The sequence below is a fragment of the Streptomyces sp. V3I8 genome, assembly GCF_030817535.1.
In the GTDB taxonomy this organism is placed as follows: Bacteria; Actinomycetota; Actinomycetes; order Streptomycetales; family Streptomycetaceae; genus Streptomyces.
In genome coordinates this window covers 7,960,696-7,982,534 of record NZ_JAUSZL010000002.1, presented here as the reverse complement: position 1 = coordinate 7,982,534, position 21,839 = coordinate 7,960,696, and the positions used below count along the sequence as shown (strand labels likewise).

At 73.6% G+C, this 21,839-nt stretch carries 19 protein-coding genes and 2 pseudogenes; 11 read left to right on the top strand and 10 right to left on the bottom strand.

Annotation, left to right across the window (positions count from 1 at the left end):
- Positions 1-185: 185 nt before the first annotated feature.
- A complete protein-coding gene (locus QFZ75_RS35280) occupies positions 186-2,528 on the bottom strand; it encodes a hypothetical protein (RefSeq protein WP_307543484.1) in 2,343 nt (780 codons plus the stop codon).
- A gap of 301 nt (positions 2,529-2,829) precedes the next feature.
- On the opposite strand from QFZ75_RS35280, the gene QFZ75_RS35275 reads away from it, so the two are divergent.
- The gene (locus QFZ75_RS35275) at positions 2,830-3,675 is read left to right on the top strand and encodes a DeoR/GlpR family DNA-binding transcription regulator (RefSeq protein ID WP_307543483.1); all 846 of its coding nucleotides are present in this window, start codon (positions 2,830-2,832) and stop codon (positions 3,673-3,675) included.
- A 160-nt stretch (positions 3,676-3,835) separates the two neighbouring features.
- Here the strand turns inward: QFZ75_RS35275 and QFZ75_RS35270 are convergent, their stop codons facing one another.
- Positions 3,836-4,969 (bottom strand): PLP-dependent cysteine synthase family protein, encoded by a 1,134-nt coding sequence (locus tag QFZ75_RS35270; protein ID WP_307543482.1) that lies wholly within the window; start codon positions 4,967-4,969, stop codon positions 3,836-3,838.
- A gap of 344 nt (positions 4,970-5,313) precedes the next feature.
- Between QFZ75_RS35270 and QFZ75_RS35265 the strand changes: the two genes are divergently transcribed.
- Together QFZ75_RS35265 and QFZ75_RS35260 are read left to right on the top strand one after the other, a co-directional pair.
- Positions 5,314-5,637 carry a hypothetical protein gene (locus QFZ75_RS35265; RefSeq protein ID WP_307543481.1) on the top strand — a complete coding sequence of 108 codons (324 nt, stop codon included), beginning with the start codon at positions 5,314-5,316 and terminating at the stop codon, positions 5,635-5,637.
- Between the two features lie 217 nt (positions 5,638-5,854).
- A complete protein-coding gene (locus QFZ75_RS35260) occupies positions 5,855-6,388 on the top strand; it encodes an ATP-binding protein (RefSeq protein WP_307543479.1) in 534 nt (177 codons plus the stop codon).
- A gap of 186 nt (positions 6,389-6,574) precedes the next feature.
- Here the strand turns inward: QFZ75_RS35260 and QFZ75_RS35255 are convergent, their stop codons facing one another.
- Together QFZ75_RS35255 and QFZ75_RS35250 are read right to left on the bottom strand one after the other, a co-directional pair.
- The gene (locus QFZ75_RS35255) at positions 6,575-7,816 is read right to left on the bottom strand and encodes an ROK family protein (protein ID WP_307543477.1); all 1,242 of its coding nucleotides are present in this window, start codon (positions 7,814-7,816) and stop codon (positions 6,575-6,577) included.
- On the bottom strand, positions 7,813-8,577 hold the full coding sequence (locus QFZ75_RS35250; protein ID WP_307543475.1) for an alpha-ketoglutarate-dependent dioxygenase AlkB: 765 nt from the start codon (positions 8,575-8,577) through the stop codon (positions 7,813-7,815). Before QFZ75_RS35250 ends, QFZ75_RS35255 begins: the two co-directional genes overlap by 4 nt.
- A gap of 95 nt (positions 8,578-8,672) precedes the next feature.
- Here QFZ75_RS35250 and QFZ75_RS35245 point away from each other — a divergent pair, with 95 nt between their 5' ends.
- A complete protein-coding gene (locus QFZ75_RS35245) occupies positions 8,673-9,830 on the top strand; it encodes a methyltransferase (protein ID WP_307543473.1) in 1,158 nt (385 codons plus the stop codon).
- Here QFZ75_RS35245 and QFZ75_RS35240 read toward each other — a convergent pair.
- The gene (locus QFZ75_RS35240) at positions 9,820-10,635 is read right to left on the bottom strand and encodes an AraC family transcriptional regulator (RefSeq protein ID WP_307543471.1); all 816 of its coding nucleotides are present in this window, start codon (positions 10,633-10,635) and stop codon (positions 9,820-9,822) included. The two genes, QFZ75_RS35245 and QFZ75_RS35240, sit on opposite strands and share 11 nt — an antisense overlap.
- A 91-nt stretch (positions 10,636-10,726) precedes the next feature.
- Positions 10,727-10,916, bottom strand: a pseudogene (locus tag QFZ75_RS35235) (fructose-bisphosphate aldolase); the annotation flags it as partial.
- Between the two features lie 64 nt (positions 10,917-10,980).
- Here QFZ75_RS35235 and QFZ75_RS35230 point away from each other — a divergent pair.
- Together QFZ75_RS35230 and QFZ75_RS35225 are read left to right on the top strand one after the other, a co-directional pair.
- Positions 10,981-11,064 (top strand): annotated as a pseudogene (locus QFZ75_RS35230) (alkaline phosphatase); the annotation flags it as partial.
- Positions 11,065-11,155: 91 nt separating this feature from the next.
- Positions 11,156-11,983 (top strand): MOSC domain-containing protein, encoded by an 828-nt coding sequence (locus QFZ75_RS35225; RefSeq protein ID WP_307543469.1) that lies wholly within the window; start codon positions 11,156-11,158, stop codon positions 11,981-11,983.
- 19 nt (positions 11,984-12,002) lie between these two features.
- Here QFZ75_RS35225 and QFZ75_RS35220 read toward each other — a convergent pair whose 3' ends face one another.
- On the bottom strand, positions 12,003-12,689 hold the full coding sequence (locus QFZ75_RS35220; RefSeq protein WP_373466076.1) for a response regulator: 687 nt from the start codon (positions 12,687-12,689) through the stop codon (positions 12,003-12,005).
- Positions 12,690-12,871: 182 nt separating this feature from the next.
- A complete protein-coding gene (locus QFZ75_RS35215; RefSeq protein WP_307545007.1) occupies positions 12,872-14,563 on the bottom strand; it encodes an ATP-binding protein in 1,692 nt (563 codons plus the stop codon).
- A 312-nt stretch (positions 14,564-14,875) separates the two neighbouring features.
- Here QFZ75_RS35215 and QFZ75_RS35210 point away from each other — a divergent pair, with 312 nt between their 5' ends.
- Genes QFZ75_RS35210 through QFZ75_RS35200 form a run of 3 tightly spaced genes read left to right on the top strand, consistent with a single transcriptional unit; the run spans position 14,876 to position 17,950 of the window.
- A complete protein-coding gene (locus tag QFZ75_RS35210) occupies positions 14,876-15,859 on the top strand; it encodes a tripartite tricarboxylate transporter substrate binding protein (protein ID WP_307543465.1) in 984 nt (327 codons plus the stop codon).
- Positions 15,856-16,425 carry a tripartite tricarboxylate transporter TctB family protein gene (locus QFZ75_RS35205; protein WP_373465989.1) on the top strand — a complete coding sequence of 190 codons (570 nt, stop codon included), beginning with the start codon at positions 15,856-15,858 and terminating at the stop codon, positions 16,423-16,425. The genes QFZ75_RS35210 and QFZ75_RS35205 overlap by 4 nt, the downstream gene beginning before the upstream one ends.
- Position 16,426: 1 nt before the next feature.
- The gene (locus QFZ75_RS35200) at positions 16,427-17,950 is read left to right on the top strand and encodes a tripartite tricarboxylate transporter permease (protein ID WP_307543464.1); all 1,524 of its coding nucleotides are present in this window, start codon (positions 16,427-16,429) and stop codon (positions 17,948-17,950) included.
- A 51-nt stretch (positions 17,951-18,001) separates the two neighbouring features.
- On the opposite strand, the gene QFZ75_RS35195 is transcribed toward QFZ75_RS35200, so the two are convergent.
- Positions 18,002-18,763: a carbonic anhydrase gene (locus tag QFZ75_RS35195; protein ID WP_307545002.1), complete on the bottom strand. Its 762-nt coding sequence runs from the start codon at positions 18,761-18,763 to the stop codon at positions 18,002-18,004.
- 153 nt (positions 18,764-18,916) lie between these two features.
- Here QFZ75_RS35195 and QFZ75_RS35190 point away from each other — a divergent pair, with 153 nt between their 5' ends.
- Positions 18,917-20,185 carry an MFS transporter gene (locus QFZ75_RS35190; RefSeq protein ID WP_373465988.1) on the top strand — a complete coding sequence of 423 codons (1,269 nt, stop codon included), beginning with the start codon at positions 18,917-18,919 and terminating at the stop codon, positions 20,183-20,185.
- Between the two features lie 47 nt (positions 20,186-20,232).
- Positions 20,233-21,285 (top strand): NAD(P)-dependent oxidoreductase, encoded by a 1,053-nt coding sequence (locus tag QFZ75_RS35185; protein WP_307543463.1) that lies wholly within the window; start codon positions 20,233-20,235, stop codon positions 21,283-21,285.
- 67 nt (positions 21,286-21,352) lie between these two features.
- Here QFZ75_RS35185 and QFZ75_RS35180 read toward each other — a convergent pair whose 3' ends face one another.
- Positions 21,353-21,793, bottom strand: a complete 441-nt coding sequence (locus QFZ75_RS35180; RefSeq protein WP_307543462.1) for a MarR family winged helix-turn-helix transcriptional regulator — start codon at positions 21,791-21,793, stop codon at positions 21,353-21,355.
- Between the last annotated feature and the right edge of the window lie 46 nt (positions 21,794-21,839).

Sequence of the window (21,839 nt, the reverse complement as noted above, 5' to 3'; positions counted from 1 at the left end):
GGCCGGTTCCTGCGGACCCGGGGGCCACGGCAGGAATCGCGCGAAGGCCGGCCCGGTCGTCGTCACGATGGTGTGACCACCCCCTGCCGAGTTCCCCCGCTCCCGCTCCCGCCCCGGCATCGACGTACGACCGTCCCGTCCGTGGCCCGCCCGCGGAAACGTGTACGCGGATTCGCGGACACCGCCTAGGAGTCGCAGGCCCGGGGTGCCGGGACGTCCGTCCCGAGCCGGGAGAGGAGTATCTCCCGCTCCTCGGCGAACAGGGGGTCCGCCTGGTAGTCGGAGTGCCCGAGGATCGGCGCGGGCAGCGGGTGCCGCTCCGTCCTGCCGTACGCCAAGGGGTCCTCCAGTGCCTCACGGTCGACCTGGGGGCCGCAGTCGCCGGGCAGCCGCATCGGGCCGCCGATGGGGTCGGTGGCCCGGTACAGGTTGCGCCAGCAGTCGACGTCCCGGTGCAGGTCACTGAGCGCGGCGGGCCCGAAGTGGGCCGGGAACCAGCGCCCGTAGAGCCGTTCCAGCGGTGAGCCGTAGGTCAGCAGCGCCACCCGCCTGCGCACCGACGGCTCGAGCTGCCAGGCCGCGGCGGCGGCGAGGACGCTGCCCTGGGAGTGTCCGGACAGGACGAGGCGGCCGCCGGTGGCCCGGGTCCAGCCGGCGATGCGCCAGGTCAGGTCGGGTACGGCGCGCTCGGCGTAGCATGGGGGCGCGAAGGGGTGCGCCGCACGCGGCCAGAACGTACCGACGTCCCACAGGATGCCGATGGTCCGGCGGGCGGTCGGGTCCTTGTAGGCACGGCGGCCCCAGGTGACGAACAGTATGAAGCCGACGCCGATCAGCCAGGAGCCGAGCGCCTGCGCGGTCTCGGCCGCGCCCCGGACGACGGCGGGCGCGCCGTCGGCCGCCCCGGCCGGGGTCTCGCCGGTGGACAGGGCGCCCGCCAGCGCCAGGCCGCCCAGGACCAGTGTCACGACGGAGCTGACGCCGATGATCCGGGGTGCCCGGTCGGTGAGCGAGGCCATCGCGCGGATGCCCGCGATACGGCGGGTGGTTCCGGGGTCCTTGGCCTCGCCCGCGTAGGCGCGGTCCACCGCGACCGCCTCGGTGCGCCGCAGCTGCAGGGTGCGCCGGGCCAGCCAGCCGACGAGGACGAGCAGGACGAGCAGCAGGGGCGGGATGACGGACGCCTGCCAGGTCAGGAGCACGGGCGGTCCCTCGATGGTTCCGCCGGTGCCGTCCAGCCAGTCGGCGACGCGCTGGGAGACGCCGCCGGACATCACTCCGCCCAGCGCGCAGGCCAGCATCGCGACGGCGGGCCCGGCCAGGCCCCGCATCGCGGTACGGGGGTCCGGGTGGGCGCGGTACAGGAGGTGGGCCACCACGCCGAGGGCGAGCACGAGCAGGCCTTCGACGAGCGTGAGGGCGCCGAACGCGGTGTCGCCCGGCAGCCGGTGGTCCGACCGCCAGTCCGGGCGCGACCAGCCGGCGTAGACGAGGGTGAGGGCGAGCAGGACGACCGAGCCGAGGGGCAGCAGACGGACCAGGGCCGCGTCGAGGTGCCGGTCGGGCCGCAGCTCGCTGCGGCCGCGGCTGCAGACCACCCACAGCACAACGGCCGCTCCCGCCACCAGTGTTGCGGTCAGGAGCCACCCGAGCGCCTCCAGGACCGCCGGACCGCCGGACCGGCCGTCGTACCGGGCGGCGGCGGTGCCGACGGCCGCGGCGATCGTCAGGAGGCCCGCGGCGGTGTGGGCGACGCGCAGCCGGGCGACCAGCCGGCGGCCGTACCAGAAGCCGGGCCGGCCGAGGCCCGCCCGGTTCTCCTCCTCGTCGGGCTCGACCTCGCGCACCCTCGGCTGCTGTGACTCGTAGGCGCTCCAGGTGCGGTGCGACAGGTACCACAGGAGGCCGGTGAGGAGGGCGGGCACCAGTGCGGCGAGGGCGAGCCGACGGCCGGGCTGGCTCCACCAGCCGTCGCCCGACGGCGCCGGGGACAGGAAGCCGAGCCAGGAGTGTTCCCCGGCGCACGCGCGCGTGCCCGCGCACTGCCATGCGGTCAGGTCCAGGGCGACCTCGCAGGCCGCGGCCACCAGGAGCACGGTGAGGGCCAGACCGGCGAGGCGCACCAGCAGGCCGTACAGGCGCACGGCCGGTCTGCGGTTGTCGCTCACCGTGGGCCGCATCCAGTGGGCGAGGTTGACGACCATGAACGGCAGGAGCAGCAGCCACAGGGCCCTGGAGCCGTTGCCCGAGGTGAGGTTGCACCAGACGTACGCCTCGGGGACCGGTCGGCCGCGCTGCTCCTCGGGCCGCCGTGCCGCGTGGTGCTCCGCCTCGACGTCGTCGGCGCGGCGGAACACCGCGGCCGTGTCGTCGCCGGTGATCCGGACCGTGCGCGGATCGTTCAGCATCTCCTGGGGCGTCGTGCCGCCGACGCCGTGCACCAGGAGTTCCAGCGCGGTGTCGGCCGCCGGCCGCCGCCCGGAACCGTTCGGCCCCTCGGTCGGGGCGTGCCCCGTCTGACGCTCCATCGTGGTGATTCCCCCGTGCCGCCCGTACGACATGTGTCATGTCCAGGTACAAGGATCCTCCTCGCCGCCGCCGCGTGCACCACTCGTCACGGAATCTCCCCGATCCGTGTGACCGCGCCGGACGGCGGACGGCAGCGTGACGTGTGCGGGTCACCACAGGCAGTGGCGCGACCTGCGGCGACCCGTGCGAGGATGGGGCGTCCCGCGGTCCGCAGGTGAGGGGAACGCCCTCGTCGGCGGTCGACGCGGGGCCACACAGGGGTGTGCCGGACGGGGCGAGACGAAGGGAACCGGAGCGGACGTGAGCGAGAATCAGAACCTCCTCGCGGAGCAGCGACGCGCTCTGATCCTCGACGAGGTCCGTCGGCGCGGCGGTGTCCGCGTCAACGAACTCACCAGGAAGCTCGGCGTGTCCGACATGACGGTCCGTCGCGACCTGGACGCGCTCGCCCGGCAGGGCGTGGTGGAGAAGGTGCACGGCGGCGCCGTCCCGGTGGCCGAGGCGAGTACGCACGAGCCGGGTTTCGAGGCCAAGTCGGGGCTGGAGCTGACGGCCAAGGAGGACATCGCGCGGGCGGCCGCGGCGCTGGTGGCGCCGGGCACGGCGATCGCGCTGTCGGGCGGCACCACGACGTACGCGCTCGCCCAGCAGCTTCTCGACGTGGCGGACCTGACCGTGGTGACCAACTCCGTGCGGGTGGCCGATGTCTTCCACTCGGCGCAGCGCACGACGGGGCAGCGGCAGGGCGCGGCGACGGTCGTACTGACGGGCGGGGTGCGCACGCCGTCGGACTCCCTGGTGGGGCCGGTCGCGGACCAGGCCATCGAGGCGCTCCACTTCGACGTGCTCTTTCTCGGGGTGCACGGCATATCGGTGGAGGCGGGCCTGTCCACGCCGAATCTGGCGGAGGCCGAGACGAACCGGCGCCTCGTGCAGTCCGCGCGGCGTGTCGTCGTGGTCGCGGACCACACCAAGTGGGGCACGGTGGGCCTGAGTTCGTTCGCCGCGCTGGAACAGGTCGACACGCTGGTGACGGACGGCGGGCTGCCCGCCGAGGCGCGCGCGGAGGTCTCCGAGCACCTGCGGCGCCTGGTGGTCGCGGGCGAACCCGAGCCCTCCGAGCCGGAGGACGGGCTCGACGACTGAGGGGCCGCTCCCCCTGTCGTCGTCCGCACGCCGGGACGGGGCGCATGACCCGTCGACCGCGGCCGGTGGGACCGTACTTCGCCGGGACCGTTCCCGTACGCCCGGTGTGCGCGGGAGGGACGGCCTCGTCCCGCTCGGCGGTCCACCGCGCGCGGGCCGCTCAGGCCGGCCAGACCCCCGTGGCCAGCAGCGACTCGATCGTAGCCGCGTAGGGCGCGATGTCCAGTCCCTGGCCGGCCAGCCAGTCGTCCGAGTAGTACTTGTCGAGATAGCGGTCCCCGGGGTCGCACAACAGCGTCACCACGCTTCCGGTGCGCCCCGCCGCCGCCATCTCCGCCACGATCTTCAGCGCGCTCCACAGCCCCGTGCCGGTCGAACCGCCCGCCTTGCGGCCGATGGCCCGTTCCAGTGCCCGCACGGCCGCCACGCTCGCCGCGTCCGGCACCTTCATCATCCGGTCGACGGCCCCCGGCACGAAGCTCGGTTCCATGCGCGGCCGGCCGATGCCCTCGATACGGGAGCCGCAGTCGGTGGTGACCCCCGCGTCGCCCGTGGTCCAGCCCTCGAAGAAGCAGGAGTTCTCCGGATCGGCCACGCAGATACGGGTGTTGTACTGCATGTAGTGCACATAGCGGGCGATGGTCGCCGAGGTGCCGCCGGTCCCCGCGGTGGCCACGATCCAGGCGGGCTCGGGATAGCGCTCCAGCCGCAGCTGCCGGAAGACCGACTCGGCGATGTTGTTGTTGCCGCGCCAGTCCGTGGCCCGCTCGGCGTAGGTGAACTGGTCCATGTAGTGGCCGCCGGTCTCGGCCGCGAGGGCCGCCGACTCCTCGTACATCGTCCGCGGGTCGTCGACGAAGTGGCACCGGCCGCCGTGGAACTCGATCAGCCGGCACTTCTCGGCGCTCGTGGTGCGCGGCATCACGGCGATGAACGGCACACCGATCAGGCCGGCGAAGTACGCCTCGGAGACGGCCGTGGAGCCGCTGGACGCCTCGATGACGGGGCGGCCGCGGCGGATCCAGCCGTTGCACAGGCCGTAGAGGAAGAGCGAACGGGCGAGGCGGTGCTTGAGGCTGCCGGTGATGTGGGTGGACTCGTCCTTGAGGTACAGGTCGATGCCCCAGCGCTCGGGCAGCGGGAAGCGCAGCAGGTGGGTGTCGGCCGACCTGTTCGCGTCGGCCTGCACCTTCCGTACGGCCTCCTTGAGCCAGTGCCGGTACTCCGCGTCGCTGTGGTCGACGTCGAGCGTGGCTGTCGGTTCGTGCGGGCGGGCCTGCTGCGGGGTGCTCACGGCGGGGCTCCTTCGGATGGTGCCGGCCTTGGGCCGCGCGGTCGGACGCCTCGATCATAGGCACCTTCCACACGCTTCTCACCTGCATAAACACTCCTTTGGGAACCTCAAAGGAACCACTGGTGCCGCCGGTCGCCCAGAGGCCGGGGGGCGCATTCGCGCGAGTGCGCCCGAGGGCATGTGCCACGCCACGATGCGCACTGGTGCGCGCCGCCCCGCGCGGGCAGACTGCACGCACGGAGCATGTACGCACAGGACGCCGGTCCCGGCGGGACGGACAGGTGAACGGGGCCGGCGGGTTCTCACGACGGAGTACGACCCGAGCGCACGAGGGGGTGGGGCACATGGCGGAGCCGGAGTTCACAGCCAGAGGCGTGCGGATCGGGAAGAGGCTGCGTTCGCTCACCCGGGCCGGGCAGGTCCGGATCAGCGACGGCCGGCTGGAGCTGCTCACCAGTTACGGCAGTGAGATCGACAGCGCGCCGGTGCAGGCGGTCCGGGCGTCGAAGCCCTGGTTCGCCAACGGGGACCGGGCCCTGGCGGACGTCAACGGCACCCGCTACCTGCTCACCCTGGGCGACCAGGACCCGGCTCCGGGGGAACCCGGTCCGCCGGCCGCCCGCCGGTTCATCGAGGCCGTGCGCAACGCGGCGGGGCGCGGGCGCTGAGGCCCCCGTCGGCCGCCGCACGCCAGGGCGCCCGGACCACGGCGAGTTGCGGTCCCTCACCTCCTGGGTCACTCTGTTGTCACGTCACTCTGGGTTTACCGGCGATAACGCTGCGAACCAGCCCGCCGGCCAACGACAGCAGGGCGGCCGGCGCGCGCAGGCAGCCCGCTGGATCCGTACTCGTCTTCTTCCGGACCTCAATTCGGGGAGTCGCAGCGTGATCAGCCAGCCAAGGCATTGCACCGTGGAGCTCCAGGCTCTGCCCTCAAGGATCGGCCAGGTCCGCAGAATCGTATCTGCGCAATTGCGCTACTGGCGTCTGGACCCGTTGATAGACCGGGCCGCGCTGGGTGTGACCGAGTTGTTGACCAACGTCCACCTGCACGCGCGGCCCGACAAGCTGTGCACGGTCGAGATCGAGCTGCGGCTCGACCGGCTCACGGTCTCCGTGCACGACCTCGATCCGCGCCTCCCCGAGGTGCAGGACGCCACTTCCTCCGCGACCTGCGGGCGTGGTCTGTCGATGGTCGCCGCGGTGAGCGAGAGCTGGGGTGCGCGGCCGAACGGCGAGTCGGGCAAGGTCGTGTGGTTCACCCTCGCGGCCCCCTCCCCCGTGGCGGCACCGCCCGTGCGTCCGCCGTTCGCCACGGTCGTCGAGTCGCCCGTCCGCGGGTTCGTGGAGGTGGAGCGCGTCGCCGAGGCGCATGCGCTCCAGGGACACGCTCCCGCCCGGTCGGCCGTTGCCGGCTGACCGGGCGGTGACAGCCCGCTTCGCGGCGGGGACCGCCGGGGGGTGGCCGGGGGCGTATACGGGTGGGTACGCCTCGTTGTTCTCGCCCCCGCCGCCCCTGCCCGTTCCCGACCTCGGGGGCTCCGCCCCGAACCCCCGGTCCTCGGACGCCGGACGGCTGAGAAGATGCGCGGCCGGTGGACCCGTTCAGACGGGTGCCAGCGCCCCGATCGGGTCGTCCAGGACCGGCTGCCATGCCAACTCGGCCGCCCCCACCAGGCTGTTGTGGTCCAGCGTGCAGGCCAGGATCGGGACACTCCCGCTCCGGCCCCAGAGACTGCGGTCGGCCACGACGGCCCGCAGCCGGTCCGGGTCGGCGTCCAGCAGGGTGCGGTGCAGACCGCCGAGGATGATGCGGTCCGGGTTGAGGATGTTGACCAGGCCCGCAAGACCCAGGCCCAGCCGGTCGATCAGCGCCTCGGTGGCGGTGCGTACGGTCGGGTCGGCGTAGTGGCGGCGGATCAGCTCGTTCGCCTGCTGGAGCAGTGACACCTCGGGCCCGGGGTCGCGGCCGGCCGCCGTCAGGAACGCGAGGGGGTCGGCCTCCACGTCCAGGCAGCCCCGGCTGCCGCAGTGGCAGGGGCGGCCCTCCGGGCTGACCGTGAGATGGCCGACCTCCAGGGCGAGGCCCGAACTGCCCGTGTGCAGGCGCCCGTCGAGCACCAGCGCACCGCCGACACCCCGGTGCCCGGTCGCCACGCACAGCAGGTCGCGGGCGCCGCGGCCCGCGCCGTGCCGGTGCTCGGCGAGCGCGGCGAGGTTCACGTCGTTGGCGGCGAACGCCGGACCGGTGATGCCCGCCGCCCGCACGCACTCGGCGAAGATCTCCCGCACGGGCGCCCCGGCCGGCCAGGCCAGGTGGAGCGGGTTGAGCGCGGTGCCCTCGGGTTCGGCGACGGCCGACGGGACGGCGAGTCCGGCGCCCACGCAGCGGCGTCCGGTCCGCCGGAGCAGTTCGGCGCCGGCCTCGACGACCGAGCCGAGCACCTTCGCGGGGTCGGCGTCCACGGTCTCGCAGCCGGGGGCGGTCGCCACGAGCCGGCCGCCGAGGCCCACCAGGGCGGCCCGGAAGCCGTCGGAGTGCACCTGGGCGGCGAGGGCGACGGGTCCGTCCTCGGCGACCTCGAGACGGTGCGAGGGACGGCCCTGCGAGCCGGCGGCCGCGCCGGGGCGGGCGTCGACGCGGATCAGGCCGAGCGCCTCCAGCTCCGCGGCGACCGCGCCGGCCGTGGCGCGCGTGACGCCCAGTTCGGCGGTGAGCACGGCACGGGTCGGTGCCCGTCCGGTGTGCACGAGTTCCAGCGCGGGCCCGAGCGCACCCCGTCCCCGGTCCAGCCGTGTCCTGGTGCTTCCTTCTCCCACCGCGCCGGGGGCCGCATCGCCGCTCATGAGGGCGAGTCTCCCATGATCCGGTCGCCCGGTGGCCGGGCGGCGGCCGGGCGGACGGCCGGGAGACCGCTCACCCGCAGGGTGATGTTCAGACGGCCGGTCAGTCCCAACTCGGGCGGGGCCGTGCCCGGGTGGACGCGCGGCACGCCGTGATGGGCGGACCTGGACGCGCCGCCGAACACGAACAGGTCGCCGCTGCGCAGTTCCACGTCCGTGTAGGGGCGGCTCCTCGACACGGTGTTGCCGAACCGGAAGACGCAGGTGTCACCGAGGCTCAGCGACACCACGGGGGCGCCGGACTTCTCGTCGCTGTCGCGGTGCATCCCCATGCGGGCGTCGGCGTCGTAGAAATTGATCAGCGCGATGTCGTAGCCGTACCCGCCCCCGCCCCCGGCCCCGTCCCCGCCCCCGTTCGCACCTTCCCCCTCCCCCTCCCCCTCACCTGCGCCGAAGGCGTCCCGTACCGCCCGGCGGCCCAGTTCTCCCAGCCAGGCGGGGAATTCCTTCACCGGTGCCCCGTCCCCGTCGACGACCGTGGACGCGTAACCGTACGGATACCAGTGCCAACCGAGGCAGACCTGCCGGGAGGTCATCGTGCCGCCGCCGGGTGTACGCACCGTCCGCAGTCCGGCGGGCGGACGGGCCCAGTCGCGGCAGGCCTCCAGAAGCTCCCTCTGGCGCCCGGCCGTCAGCCAGTCCGGCACGTGCACGGCGCCCGGCGCGATCTGCGTCCGGTTCCTCGGAAACAGTTCGGCGTCCATGGTCCCCATCCTCGCGCACGCGCCGGCGCACCCCCGAGGGGAGTGCGGCGGGCTGCCGATCCGCGCTGAGCTGCGCCTCAGTTAGCCTGGACCCGATGACCGACCGTATGACGACCCCCTCGGCCGAGCTTGTGCTGGCGCGCTTCCCCGAGGATTCCCGTGACCAGCTCCGTGCGTGGGACGCCTCCGACGAGTATCTGCTGCGGCATGTCGCGGAGAGCGACCGGGCGCTCGACGGCACGGTCGTCGTGGTCGGCGACCGGTGGGGCGCCCTCACCACGGCGCTCGCGGCACACCACCCCGTGCAGGTCACGGACTCGTTCCTCACCCGGGAGGCGACCCGCGCCAACCTGGCGCGCAACGGCGTCGACCAGGACTCCGTACGCCTCCTCACCACCCAGGACGCGGTACCGGGGCGCGTGGACGTGCTGCTGGTGCGCGTGCCGAAGAGCCTCGCGCTGCTGGAGGACCAGCTGCTGCGCCTGGCGCCCGCCGTGCACGAGGGGACGGTCGTCGTCGGCACCGGCATGGTGAAGGAGATCCACACCTCGACGCTCAAACTGTTCGAACGCATCCTGGGTCCGACCCGGACGTCGCTGGCCGAGAAGAAGGCGCGGCTGATCTTCTGCACGCCGAACCCCGGGCTGGTGCCGCCGGCGAACCCCTGGCCGCTGCGCTACACGCTGCCCGACGGCATCGGCCCGGTCTCCGGACGCACCGTCGTCAACGAGGCGGGCGTCTTCTGCGCCGAGCGCCTGGACATCGGCACCAGGTTCTTCCTGCAGCACCTGCCGTACGACGGTGGTGCCGGGCGGATCGTGGACCTGGGCTGCGGGAACGGCGTGGTCGGTACCGCGCTGGCGCTGGCGCGGCCGGCGGGCGAGGTGCTGTTCGTGGACGAGTCGTACCAGGCGGTGGCCTCGGCGGAGGCGACGTACCGGGCGAACACCGACGGCACCGCGGAGTACGGCAAGGCGGAGTTCAGCGTCGACGACGGCCTGAACGGCGTCCCGGAAGGGAGCGTCGACCTGGTCCTGAACAACCCGCCCTTCCACTCCCACCAGGCGACGACCGACGCCACCGCGTGGCGGATGTTCAGCGGGGCACGCCGTGCGCTGCGTCCGGGGGGCGAACTGTGGGTGGTCGGCAACCGTCATCTCGGCTACCACGTGAAGCTGCGGCGCCTCTTCGGCAACAGCGAACTGGTCGCGAGCGACGCGAAGTTCGTGGTCCTGAAGGCCGTCAGGTCGTAACGGCGGACTCCGGACCGGGCCCCGGACCGGGCCCCGGACCGGGCTCGCCGCGCAGGGCTCGTGGCGATCCGCCCAGTTCGCGCCGGCAGGCCTTGTTGAAGGCCTGCAGGTCCGCGATGCCGACCGACGCGGCGACCGCCGGGATGGACAGCGTCGAGGCCCGCAGCAGGTGCCGGGCGCGGTCGAGCCTGCGGCGGCGGATGTACGCGACGACCGTGGCGCCCGTGGCGGCGCGGAAGAGCCGGGTCAGGTGGTTGTGCGAGACGCCCGCGGCACGGGCCACGGCGGGCACGGTGAGCGGGGCGGCGAGGTGCGCCTCGATGTACGCGATCGCGGCGGTGACGGCCGGGTGCGGTCCGGGACGTTCGGCGGCCGGGGCGAGGTGGGCGATACGCCACAGCACGGTCCAGATCTCGGCCCGGGCGCGGTCCGGCTCGCCCCGCGCGGAGGCGACCGCCTGTAGCAACAAGGCGGTCAGCAGCGGCAGTTCGGCTCCCGTGTCCTGCAGTACGGGCACGGTGAGCGGCGTTCCGGCGGAGGCGGTGCGCAGATGTGCGTACAGGTGCTCCGAGCGGCCCCGGTAGCGGAAGCGGACCGTCGCGCCCGGCGGTACGAGGCTGACCCGGCCGGGGCGGACGAGGTGCGGCGTGCCGTCGACGGTCAGCTCGGCCTCGTACTGGTACAGGTGCAGCTGCCACAGACCGGGCAGCCGGAAGACGTCCGTGCGGCTCGCGACCCCGTGCACGCCGACGCCCGCGTCGACGACGACGGGCGGCTCGCCCAGGTGGATACGGGTCTCCCGCATGGTGAAAAAATACCAGCGGCGGCACCCGGCACGGATGAGCGCCGACACGCGCCTCCGGGGGCGCGTGTCGGCGTCCAGGACGCCGATGGTCCGCCGCCCGCAGTTCGGTGTCCGGTACACCGGACGAACCGTGCGGTACGAGCGGCACGAGCGACACGTCGAGGCGGGCGACACGTCGAGGCGGGCGGCGAGACGGCCGGCGCGTCCACGCCCGCGTCGGCAACGACGGCACGGGCCTCGGCCGGGTCGGTGCGCGCTCCCGCCGCGCCTCGGAGAAGCGGCGCATCGCGAAACGAACGCGCTCGACATCGCCGACGAGCCGGCCGTGAGCCCCCGGTTCAAGATCGCGCCGAACGTGTGGTCGTCGCCGCCGACTCCAGCAGACTGGGTCACCGGGCCTTCGCCCGCATCTGCCCGGCGGGCGCGGTGGCGGCCGGGAGACGGTGGAGCGGGTTGTGATCGTATGACCGCACCAGCGGAGCGGAACAGGCAGTCGGTACAGAGGAGAGCAGGTCAGCGTATGGGCAGCATCGTCGAGTTGACGTACTACCCCGTCAAGGGGTGCGCCGGGGTCCCGGTGGGCGAGACCCTGGTGACGCCCGCCGGGCTGGCGCACGACCGGAGCTTCATGGTCGTCAGCGAGGAGGGCGTCCACCGCACGCAGCGGCGCGATCCCCGGCTGGCCGTGATCCGGCCCGGCATCGGCGCCGACGGCGGCCGCCTCACGCTCCGCGCGCCCGGACACGGGAGCGTGGACGTGGAGGTCGACACCGTCGGCGCCCGACGGCCGGTCGACCTCTTCGGGGTCGCGTACCAGGGGATCGACCAGGGCCCGGCGGCGGCCGACTGGCTCTCCGGCGTGCTCGGCGCGCCCAGCCGGCTCGTACGCGTGCCGCCGGAGCACGAGAGGGTGACCGACGGCAGGACCCCAGGTACCTGCGGCTACGCGGACAGCGGCGCCCTGCACGTCGTGTCGCGCTCCACGCTGGACCTGCTGCACCGGAAGCTGGCCGAACGCGGCGCGCGCCCGCTGCCCATGGACCGCTTCCGCCCCAACATCGTGGTCGACGGCTGGGACGAACCGCACACCGAGGACCGCGCCCACCGCATGACCGTCGGCGGTACGGAACTGGCGTACGCGAAGCTCGCCCTGCGCTGTGCCGTGACCATGGTCGACCAGGAAGTGGGCGCGGGAGCGGGCCCGGAACCGCTGCGCACCCTCGCCGGGTACCGCCGGGCGGCCGGGGGCGGGATCGCGTTCGGTACGAAGTTCTCCATCCTGCGGACCGGCAGGGTGTCGGTCGGCGACACCGTGGACGTCAGCCTGTGGGGCGAGTCCGAGCTCTGACCCGTACGGCGGGCACGCCCTAGGCGCGGGCCTCGTCGCCCGGCCGCCGCTGCGGCGCCGCGCGGCCGCGGAAGCGGTAGCGGCGCTCGGGCCGCCCCGCCGCCCCGTAGCGCAGGGTCACGTCGGCGCTGCCTACGTCGTGGAAGTGCTCCAGGTAACGGCGGGCACTGACGCGGGAGACGCCGGCCAGGGTCGCGCACTCGGCGGCCGACAGGGTGCCCTGCGCGGTCCGCAGCGTGCGTTCGATCAGCGCGGCCGTCTCCACGCTCATGCCCTTGGGGAGGGTGCCGGCGGCCGAGGCCGAGGCCGTCGCTCCCGCCAGCACCCGGTCGACGTCGGCCTGGCCGTGCACGACGGTGGCGAGCAGGCGCCCGCGCCGGCCGGCGTAACGATCGAGCCGGACCCGCAGGTCCTCGGACTCGAACGGTTTGAGGAGGTAGTCGACGACGCCGTGCCGGACCGCGCCACGGACCGTGTCGGCCTCCCGTGCGGCGCTGATGACCATGACGTCGCAGTCGTGGCCGGCCGTGCGCAGCCGGGGGATGACGTCCAGGCCGAAGAGGTCCGGCAGGTACAGGTCGAGGAGGACGAGGTCCGGGTGCAGCTCGCCGACGAGGCGAACGGCCTGTTCGCCGGTGCTGGCGACCCCCACGACGCGGAAGGGCTCGACACGCTCGACGAAGGCACGGTGGACCCGGGCCACCATGAAGTCGTCGTCGACCACGAGCACGTCGATCGTGTCGGCGCCGGCCGTTCCCCGGGCCCCATCGGCCGCATCGGCTCTGCCTGCTCTGCCCGCTCTGTCGGTTCCGTCGGTTCCGTCGGTTCCGTCGGTTCCGTCGGTTCCGTCGGTTCGGACGGTCTCGTCGGACCTGCCGGTCGCCCCGTTCATGGTGTCGCTCCTTCCGCCACCGCGTCGGTGAGGTGGCTGACGGTCATGCGTGCGGTGAACACGGCCCCGTCACGGGTGTTGGTCACCGAGATCTCACCCCCGTGACGCTCGCAGACCAGACGCGTGAGCGCCAGGCCGATCCCCCGCTCTCCTTCCTGCGCGGCCTTGGTGGTGAAGCCGTGCGAGAAGACCTCCCGGGCGAGTTCGGGTGCGACACCGGGGCCCGAGTCGCGGACCACGATCTCCACACCGGAGGCGTCCTGCCGCAGTTCGACCTCCACCCAGGCCTCGTGGCCGTCGGGTCCGTGGCCGTCGAGTCCGTGACCGGTGTGTTCGTGACCGGTGTGTTCGTGATCCGCGTGCCCCGGGCCGTCGGACGTGCGGCCGCCGGCCGCGACGGACGCGGCGTCCACGGCGTTGTCGACGAGGTTGCCGACCACCGTCGCCACGTCCGCGGCGTCCTCCGGGGTGAGCCGGTCCAGGGCGGTCCCGTCCGAGATGCGCAGGCTGACCTTGCGTTCGGCCGCCAGGGAGACCTTCGCCATGAGCAGGGCGGCGACGGCGGTGTCCCGGACCCGTCGGCCGAGCGTGACGTCCAGCGACTGACGGCGCCGGCTCAGGGCACGGATGTAGCGCACGACCTCGTCCTGTTCACCGATCTGGATGAGTCCCGAGATGGTGTGCAGTTGGTTGGCGAATTCGTGCGCCTGCGCGCGCAGCAGTTCGGAGGAGCTGCGGAAGGACCCGATCTCCCGTTCCAGACGGGCCAGTTCGGTGCGGTCCCGCAGCGTGGTCACCGAGCCCAGCGGGCGGCCGTCCTTGACGACGGTCATCCGGTTCATCACCAGCACCCGGCCGTCGCGGACGACGACCTCGTCGCGCTCACCGTCCTCGCCGTCCCCCGCCAGGACGTCCCGCAGCCGTCCCTCGACACCGAGTTCGGCGAGACTGCGGCCCACGCAGTCCGCGGGGAGGCCGAGGAGGCGCCGGCCCATGTCGTTGGCCAGGGTGAGCCTGAGGTGCGGGTCCAGGGCGATCACGCCCTCGGCGATCCCGTACAGCATCGCCTCGCGGTGCTCGGCGAGACCGGCGATCTCGCGGGGCTCCAGGCCGAGGGTCTGCCGTTTGACGCGCCGGGCCAGCAGCCAGGAGCCGGCCAGGCCGAGCACGCTGGCGATGCCCAGGTAGGCGGCGAGGTACGAGGACGCGCCGCTGAGCCGCTGCCACACCGTCGGGTCCGCCTCGCCGATCATCACCGTGCCCAGCGGCTCGCCGAGGTTCTCCTGGGTCTCACCGAGCACGGGCACCTGGGCCACGAGTTCGCGTCCGCCGTCGAGGGTCACCGAGCCGGACCAGCCCCGGCCCCGGGCGACGCCTTTGCCGAGGGGCAGCGCGGCACCGACCGCCGTGGGGTCCGTGGAGCTGACGATCCGGCCGTCCGCGTCGGCCACCGTCACCGAGGTGACCCCGGACTGGGTCTGCGTGGAGTTCACCAGGGGGGCGAGGGCCCGCTGCGGCGCGGGCAGCACGAGCTGGCTGCGCGTGAGGGGGTTGGCCGCCAACTGCTCGGCGAGCGCGGTGACCCGGCGGCCCTCGACGCGGTCGAACGTCGCCTGCGACTGCGCGAGCGAGACCGCGGCGACGGCCATCAGCACGACCACCATGATGACGAGCTGCAGCACCAGCATCTCGCCCGCGAGGGTCTGGCGACGGGGGGCGGCGACCACGACGGACTCGATCTCTCCTGCCGGCACGGCGGTGAACGGCTCGGTCACCGGATCGCACCATCATGGCCCCCGTCGGGGGCCGGTGACGAGAGTCCGGTGCCGGGTGACACAAAGACCACAACCTCCGTTGGTTCCGGAAGCGAGACAGAGCGCGGGCGGGCGGGCAGCATGTGGCACACGTCACCTCCCCCAGGGCGTCCCCGTGCTTCCCCCCCATGTGTGCGGGGACGCCCCTCCCCCCTCTCCCGACGTACCGACATCAGGTGGTGAACCGTGCGCCAGCGCACCCCCCTGGCCCTGTTCGGGGCGGCAGTGCTCGTGCTCGTGGGGCCTCCGCTGCTCACGACGGGCAGCGGCGCCGCGACCGGCACACAGATCCCCGGCCTGCGCTTCATGGTGCCCAACACGCCCGGTGGCGGGTACGACATCACGGCCCGTACGGCGGCGAAGAACGCCGAGGACGCCGGGCTCACGCACAACGTCGAGGTGTTCAACCTCCCGGGCGCCGGCGGCACCGTCGGGCTGAGCCGGCTGGTGAGCGAGCACGGCAACGGCAAGCTCGCCATGTCGATGGGCCTGGGCGTGGTCGGCGCGGTGCACTCCAACGACGCGCCCAAGACGCTCGCCGACACCACCCCGATCGCCCGGCTCACCGAGGAGCAGGACGTCGTCGTGGTCGGCAAGGACTCCCCGTACACGTCGGTCGACCAGCTCGTGGAGGCCTGGAAGGCCGACCCGGGCAAGCTGCCGGTGGGCGGCGGTTCCTCGCCGGGCGGGCCCGACCACCTGGCGCCCATGCTGATGGCGAAAGCCGCGGGCATCGCCCCCAAGGACGTCAACTACATCCCGTTCGACGGCGGCGGCGAGCTGCTGGCCTCGATCCTCGGCGACAAGGTCGCCTTCGGGGTGTCCGGTGTCGGCGAGTACCTCGACCAGATCAAGGCGGGCGAGCTGCGGGTGCTGGCGGTCACCGGCCCCGAGCGGGTCGGCGAACTGGACGCGCCCACCCTCAAGGAGTCCGGCTACGACGTGGACTTCACCAACTGGCGGGGCATCGTGGCCCCGCCCGGCCTGTCCGACGCCGAACGCGGCAAGCTCGTACGCCTCGTCGAGGAGCTGCACGACTCCCCCGAGTGGCAGAAGTCCCTGGAGACCAACGGCTGGGACGACGCCTTCCTGACCGGCGAGGAGTTCGGCGACTTCCTGGACGCCCAGGACAGGCGCGTGATCTCGGTGCTGAAGGAGCTGGGACTGTGACGACGACGCCGGCCACCGACGTCCCCGGGACGCCTCCGACACCGCCGACGCCCCCGACACCCGCAGGCACGCGCCGTTCGTGGCTGCGGGAGCACTCCGAACTGGGCGTGTGCGTCCTGCTGCTGGCGCTCGGCGTGCTGGTCCTGACCGACGCGCTCACCATGGACGTCGACCTCACGCAGCGCGGGCCCGTCGGCCCGAGGACCGTGCCTGTCGTGGTGGGCACCGGGCTCCTGGTGATCGCGGCGCTGCTCGCCGTCGACGTCCTGCGCGGCGGTCGCGGCGAGGCGGAGGGCGGCGAGGACGTCGACCTGTCCGAACCGGCCGACTGGCGTACGGTGCTGCTGCTCTCCGGGGTGTTCCTCGGCTCGGCCGTCCTCATCGAACCGCTCGGCTTCCCCGTCGCGGGCGCGCTCCTCTTCTGGGGCGCCGCGTTCGCGCTGGGCAGCCGCCGGGCCGACCGGGACCCGCTCATCGCGGCCGTCCTCTCCCTCGTCACGTACGCGGTCTTCGACAACCTGCTCGGCGTGCCGCTGCCGGGCGGCCCGCTGATGGGAGTGCTGTGACATGGATTCCCTCAACTCCCTGATGGACGGCTTCGGTACGGCCCTCACCCCGGTCAACATCCTGTGGGCGGCCCTCGGCGTGCTGCTCGGCACCGCGATCGGCGTCCTGCCCGGCATCGGTCCCGCGATGGCGGTGGCGCTGCTGCTGCCGGTGACGTACGGACTCGAGCCGATCGGCGCGTTCATCATGTTCGCGGGGATCTACTACGGGGCGATGTTCGGCGGTTCGACCACCTCGATCCTGCTGAACACGCCCGGCGAGAGCGCCGCCGTGGTCGCGGCCATGGAGGGCAACCCGATGGCCAAGTCGGGGCGGGGCGCGCAGGCGCTCGCGGCCGCCGCCATCGGCCACTTCGCGGGCGGCCTGATCGGTACGGTCCTGCTGGTCGCGCTCGCCCCGACGGTCGCGGCCCTGGCGGTGGACATCGGCGCGCCGGACTACTTCGCCATCATGGTGCTGGCGTTCATCGCCGTGACGTCGGTCCTGGGCTCGTCCCGGATCAGGGGGCTGGCGTCGCTGCTCATCGGCCTGACCCTCGGCCTCGTCGGCCTGGACCAGATGACCGGCCAGCAGCGGCTGACCTTCGGCTCGCTGCAACTCGCCGACGGCATCGACGTGGTGATCGTGGCGGTCGGCCTGTTCGCGATCGGCGAGGCCCTGTGGGTGGCGGCGCACCTGCGGAGCAGGCCGGCCGAACCGATCCCGGTGGGCCGGCCCTGGCTGGACCGTGACGATGTGCGGCGGACCTGGAAGCCGTGGCTGCGCGGGCCGCTCATCGGCTTCCCGTTCGGCGCCATCCCGGCGGGCGGCGCCGAGATCCCCACGTTCCTGTCGTACGCCGCCGAGAAGCGCCTGTCGAAGCACAAGGACGACTGGGGCAAGGGCGCCATCGAGGGCGTGGCGGGACCGGAGTCGGCGGCCTCCGCCTCCGCGGCGGGCACGCTGGTGTCCATGCTGACCCTGGGCCTGCCGACGACGGCGGTCGCGGCCGTCATGCTCGCCGCCTTCCAGCAGTACGGCATCCAGCCGGGCCCGCTCCTCTTCGAGCGCGAACCGGACCTGGTGTGGGGCCTGATCGCGTCCCTCTTCGTGGGGATGGTCCTGCTGCTCGCCCTCAACCTCCCGCTGGCCCCGGTGTGGGCGAAGCTGCTGCGCATCCCCCGCCCCTACCTGTACGCGGGCATCCTGTTCTTCGCGGCGGTCGGCGCGTACGCGGTCGGCGGCGAGACCGTCGACCTGGTGATCCTGCTGATCATCGGCCTGATCGGCTTCGGCATGCGGCGGTACGGCCTGCCGGTGCTCCCCGCCGTCATCGGCGTCATCCTCGGCCCGAACGCCGAACAACAGCTCCGCCGGGCCCTGCAGATCAGCGACGGCAGCGTCTCGGGCCTGGTGAACACCCCGTTCGCGGTGACGGTGTACGCGGTGACGGCGCTGCTGCTCCTCTGGCCCCTGCTGACGAGGCTCGTGCGCCGGGGCGGGACGAAACCCGGGCGGGCGGAGCCCGAACACACGAAGGCCTGATCACGTGAGGGCGGGGGAGACGGCCGTGGTCGTCTCCCCCGCCCTCACGGTTCAGCCGATCCGGTGCACCCGCTGCGTGGTCAGCTCGTAGCGGGCGCCCACGATGGCCAGCGCGCCCGAGTCCACCTTCGCGGCGAGGTCCGGCTCCGCCGCGAGCTGGGCGCGGATCAGCCTGATGTTGGCGTCGACCGTGGCGTCGACGCGCGCGTCGCCCTCCTCGGTGCGGTCGATGGCCGGGCTGATCCGGTCCGCCAGGTACTGGATGTGGTTCGGCAGCCGTGCGCCCGACTCGTCCGCCTCGACCGTGGCCCTCACCGCTCCGCACGACTGGTGGCCGAGCACCATGAGCAGGGGGATGCCGAGTTCGAGCACGCCGTACGCGAGGCTGCCGAGCACCGCCTCGTCGAGGACCTGGCCGGCGCTGCGTATCGTCATCAGGTCACCGAGGCCCTGGTCGAAGACCAGCTCCGGCGGTACCCGGGAGTCGATGCAGCCGAGCACGAGCGCGAACGGGTGCTGACCGGTCGTCAATTCCCGCCGCACGGCGGGTGATTCGTCCGGGTGCCGCTCGTGGAAGGTGCGCCAGCGGCGGTTGCCCGCCGCCAGTTCCCGCAGCGCCTCCTCGGCGGTGGCGGGCCGCCTGCGCGCGGGCGCCACGGCGGGCGCCGCCGTCGCGGGGCCGGCGCCGACGGCCAGGCCCGCACCGAGGACCGCGGCGCCCGTGAGCGCGGAGCGCAGAAGGGAACGCCGGGCGGGAGGAGTCTCGCCAAAGGCCTCGGCGGCCGATGCCGTCCGCTCCGCGCGGGCGGCCATGGGGGATGTCGGGTCAGAGATCACGGAGGGGAACGTATGTCCAACTGGTCATTCCTCGCTTGTGGTTGCTCAATCATGGGCGCACGTTGGTAAACCATGAGCGGGAGTTGAACTTTTCTTGGCAACACCGCCGGCACGACCTAGCCTCATTTTGTGCCGCCGATAAACAAAGCCCGCAAGCACAACGCCGTGCCGGGCCACGACAGCAGTGACCTCGCCAGGCTCCGTACCGCCCTCACCGTCTTCTTCGCCCTCGACGGCTTCGTCTTCGCGGGCTGGGTCGTCCGCATCCCCGCCATCAAGGAGCAGACCGGCGCCTCCGTCGGCGCGCTGGGTCTCGCGCTGCTCGGCGTGTCCGCCGGAGCCGTGATCACGATGATGCTCACCGGGCACCTGTGCCGCCGCTACGGCAGCCACCCCGTGACCGTCGTCTGCGGCGTCCTGCTCTCGCTCGGCATCGCGCTGCCCCCGCTCACCCACTCCGCCTCCGCCCTCGGTGCCGTGCTGCTGGTCTTCGGCGCGGCCTACGGCGGGATCAACGTCGCCTTCAACAGTGCCGCCGTCGACCTGGTGGCCGTGCTGCGGCGTCCGATCATGCCGAGTTTCCACGCCGCCTTCAGCCTGGGCGGCATGGTCGGCGCGGGGCTCGGCGGACTGGTCGCGGGGTCCCTGTCCCCCACGCGGCACCTGCTGGGCCTGACGGTGATCGGGCTGCTGGTGACCGCCGGCGCGGGACGCGTCCTGCTGCGCTGCGCGCCCCCGGTACCGCCCGACGCCGGGAGGCCCGGGACGCGCATGCCGGCCGGGGAGCGTGCGCCGGTCGGCGAGCGTGCGCCGGCCGGGGAGCGGCCTCCTCGCCGACCGGACGCACGGACCCGCCGGCTGGTCGTCGTCTTCGGCCTGATCGCCCTCTGCACGGCGTACGGCGAAGGCGCCCTGGCCGACTGGGGCGCGCTGCACCTGGAACAGGACCTGGGCGCCCACCCGGGCGTCGCCGCGGCGGGCTACACCTCTTTCGCGCTCGCCATGACGGTCGGCCGGCTCACCGGGACCGGGCTCCTGGAGCGGCTCGGGCCGAGCCGGACCGTCGTCGCCGGCGGCGCCATGGCCTCGGCCGGGATGCTGCTCGGCGCGCTCTCCCCCTCCGTGTGGGCCGCCCTGCTCGGTTTCGCCGTCGCCGGGCTCGGACTCGCGAACCTGTTCCCCGTGGCCATCGAACGCGCCGGCGCGCTGGCGGGCCCCGGCGGCGTCGCCACCGCCTCCACCCTCGGGTACGGCGGCATGCTCCTCGGGCCGCCCGCCATCGGGTTCATGGCGGACCGGTTCTCGCTGCCCGCCGCCCTGACCAGCATGGCCGCGCTCGCGGCGGTGGCGGCGGTCATCGGGTACGGGACGCGAGGGGTGACCCGGGCCGACGGCTGACGGCTGACACCGGCCGACGACGGCCGCCCGGCGGGCCGGCGGGCCGGGTGGGCGAGCGCGACACCCGGGACCGCGCCTGCCCCCCGTGCCGCCGTCACGCCGCCGCGCACGGCACAGTGGTGTCCACCGCGCAGTGGAATCCACCGCACCGAACGGATCAGGAAGTTGATGTCATGACCGACAAGCTCACTGTCAGTGTCCTGGGCACCGGGATCATGGGCGCCGCGATGGCCCGTAACCTCGCCGCCGCCGGGCACACCGTCCGGGCCTGGAACCGCAGCCGCGACAAGGCCGAACCGCTCGCCGCCGACGGCGTGCACGTCGCCGGTACGCCCGCCGAGGCCGTCGAGGGCGCCGATGCCGTCCTGACCATGCTGTACGACGGCCCGGCCGTGCTGGACGTGATGCGGCAGGCCGCGCCCGCCCTGCGCGCCGGCACCCCGTGGGCGCAGTCGACGACCGCGGGCATCGAGTCCGTCGGCGAGCTGGCCGCCTTCGCCCGCGAGAAGGGCCTGGTCTTCTACGACGCGCCCGTGCTCGGCACCCGGCAGCCGGCCGAGGCGGGGCAGTTGACCGTCCTGGCCGCCGGTCCGAGCGAGGGCCGCGACGCCGTGACGCCGGTCTTCGACGCGGTCGGCGCCCGCACGGTGTGGACCGGCGAGGACGGAGCGGCGGCGAGCGCCACCCGCCTCAAGCTCGTGGCCAACAGCTGGGTCGTCGCGGCCACCAACGCGACCGGTGAGACCCTCGCCCTGGCCAAGGCGCTGGGGGTGGATCCGCAGAGCTTCTTCGACACCATCGCCGGCGGGCCGCTCGACATGGGCTACCTGCACGCCAAGGGCGCCCTCATCCTGGAGGGGCGGCTGTCGCCGGCGTCCTTCGCCGTGACGACCGCCGCCAAGGACGCCCGGCTGATCGTCGAGGCCGGCGAGCGGCACGGGGTCCGCCTCGACGTCGCGGCCGCGAGCGCCGAACGCTTCGCCCGCGCCGCCGCCCAGGGCCACGGCGACGAGGACATGGCCGCCGCGTACTTCGCGAGCTTCGACGAGACCACGGACGAGAGCACGGACAAGAACACGGACGACAACGCCGGGGGCTGAGCCGCCGGCCGGGCGCGGCCTGCGGACCGGCGGCCGGGGTACGGCCCCGGAGGGCCCGCGGGACCCCTCAGTCCTGCGGGCCCGCAGGCGTCCCCCGGTCCCGCGGACCGTCCGCCGGCATCCGCTCCAGCACCGCCCGCCGGAGCGGCAGCACCCGGCCGTGCAGGTCGCGCCCCTTCGCCGTGAGCGACACGCGTACGCCCCGCCGGTCCTCGGGGCACGGACAGCGCTCCACGAGGCCGTCCCCGGCGAGGCGGGCGATCAGCCGGGACAGCGCGCTCCGGCTCAGACGCACCCGCTCGGCGATCTCCTGCACGCGGTACGCCGGCCCGCCGTCCACGGACACGCCCGCGCCCGCGGCCAGCACGTCGAGGACCTCGAAGTCGCTCGCGCACAGGCCGTGCCGGTGCAGGGCGCGGTCCGGTTCGCACAGGGTCCGCGCGTGCACCGCGAGGATCTCGCGCCACTGTTCCACGAGCCCCCGTTCGGCCCTCTCCGCCGCCGTCATGGCCGCACTTCAGCAGGGCACCGGCGATTATTGCAGCGGAATTAAA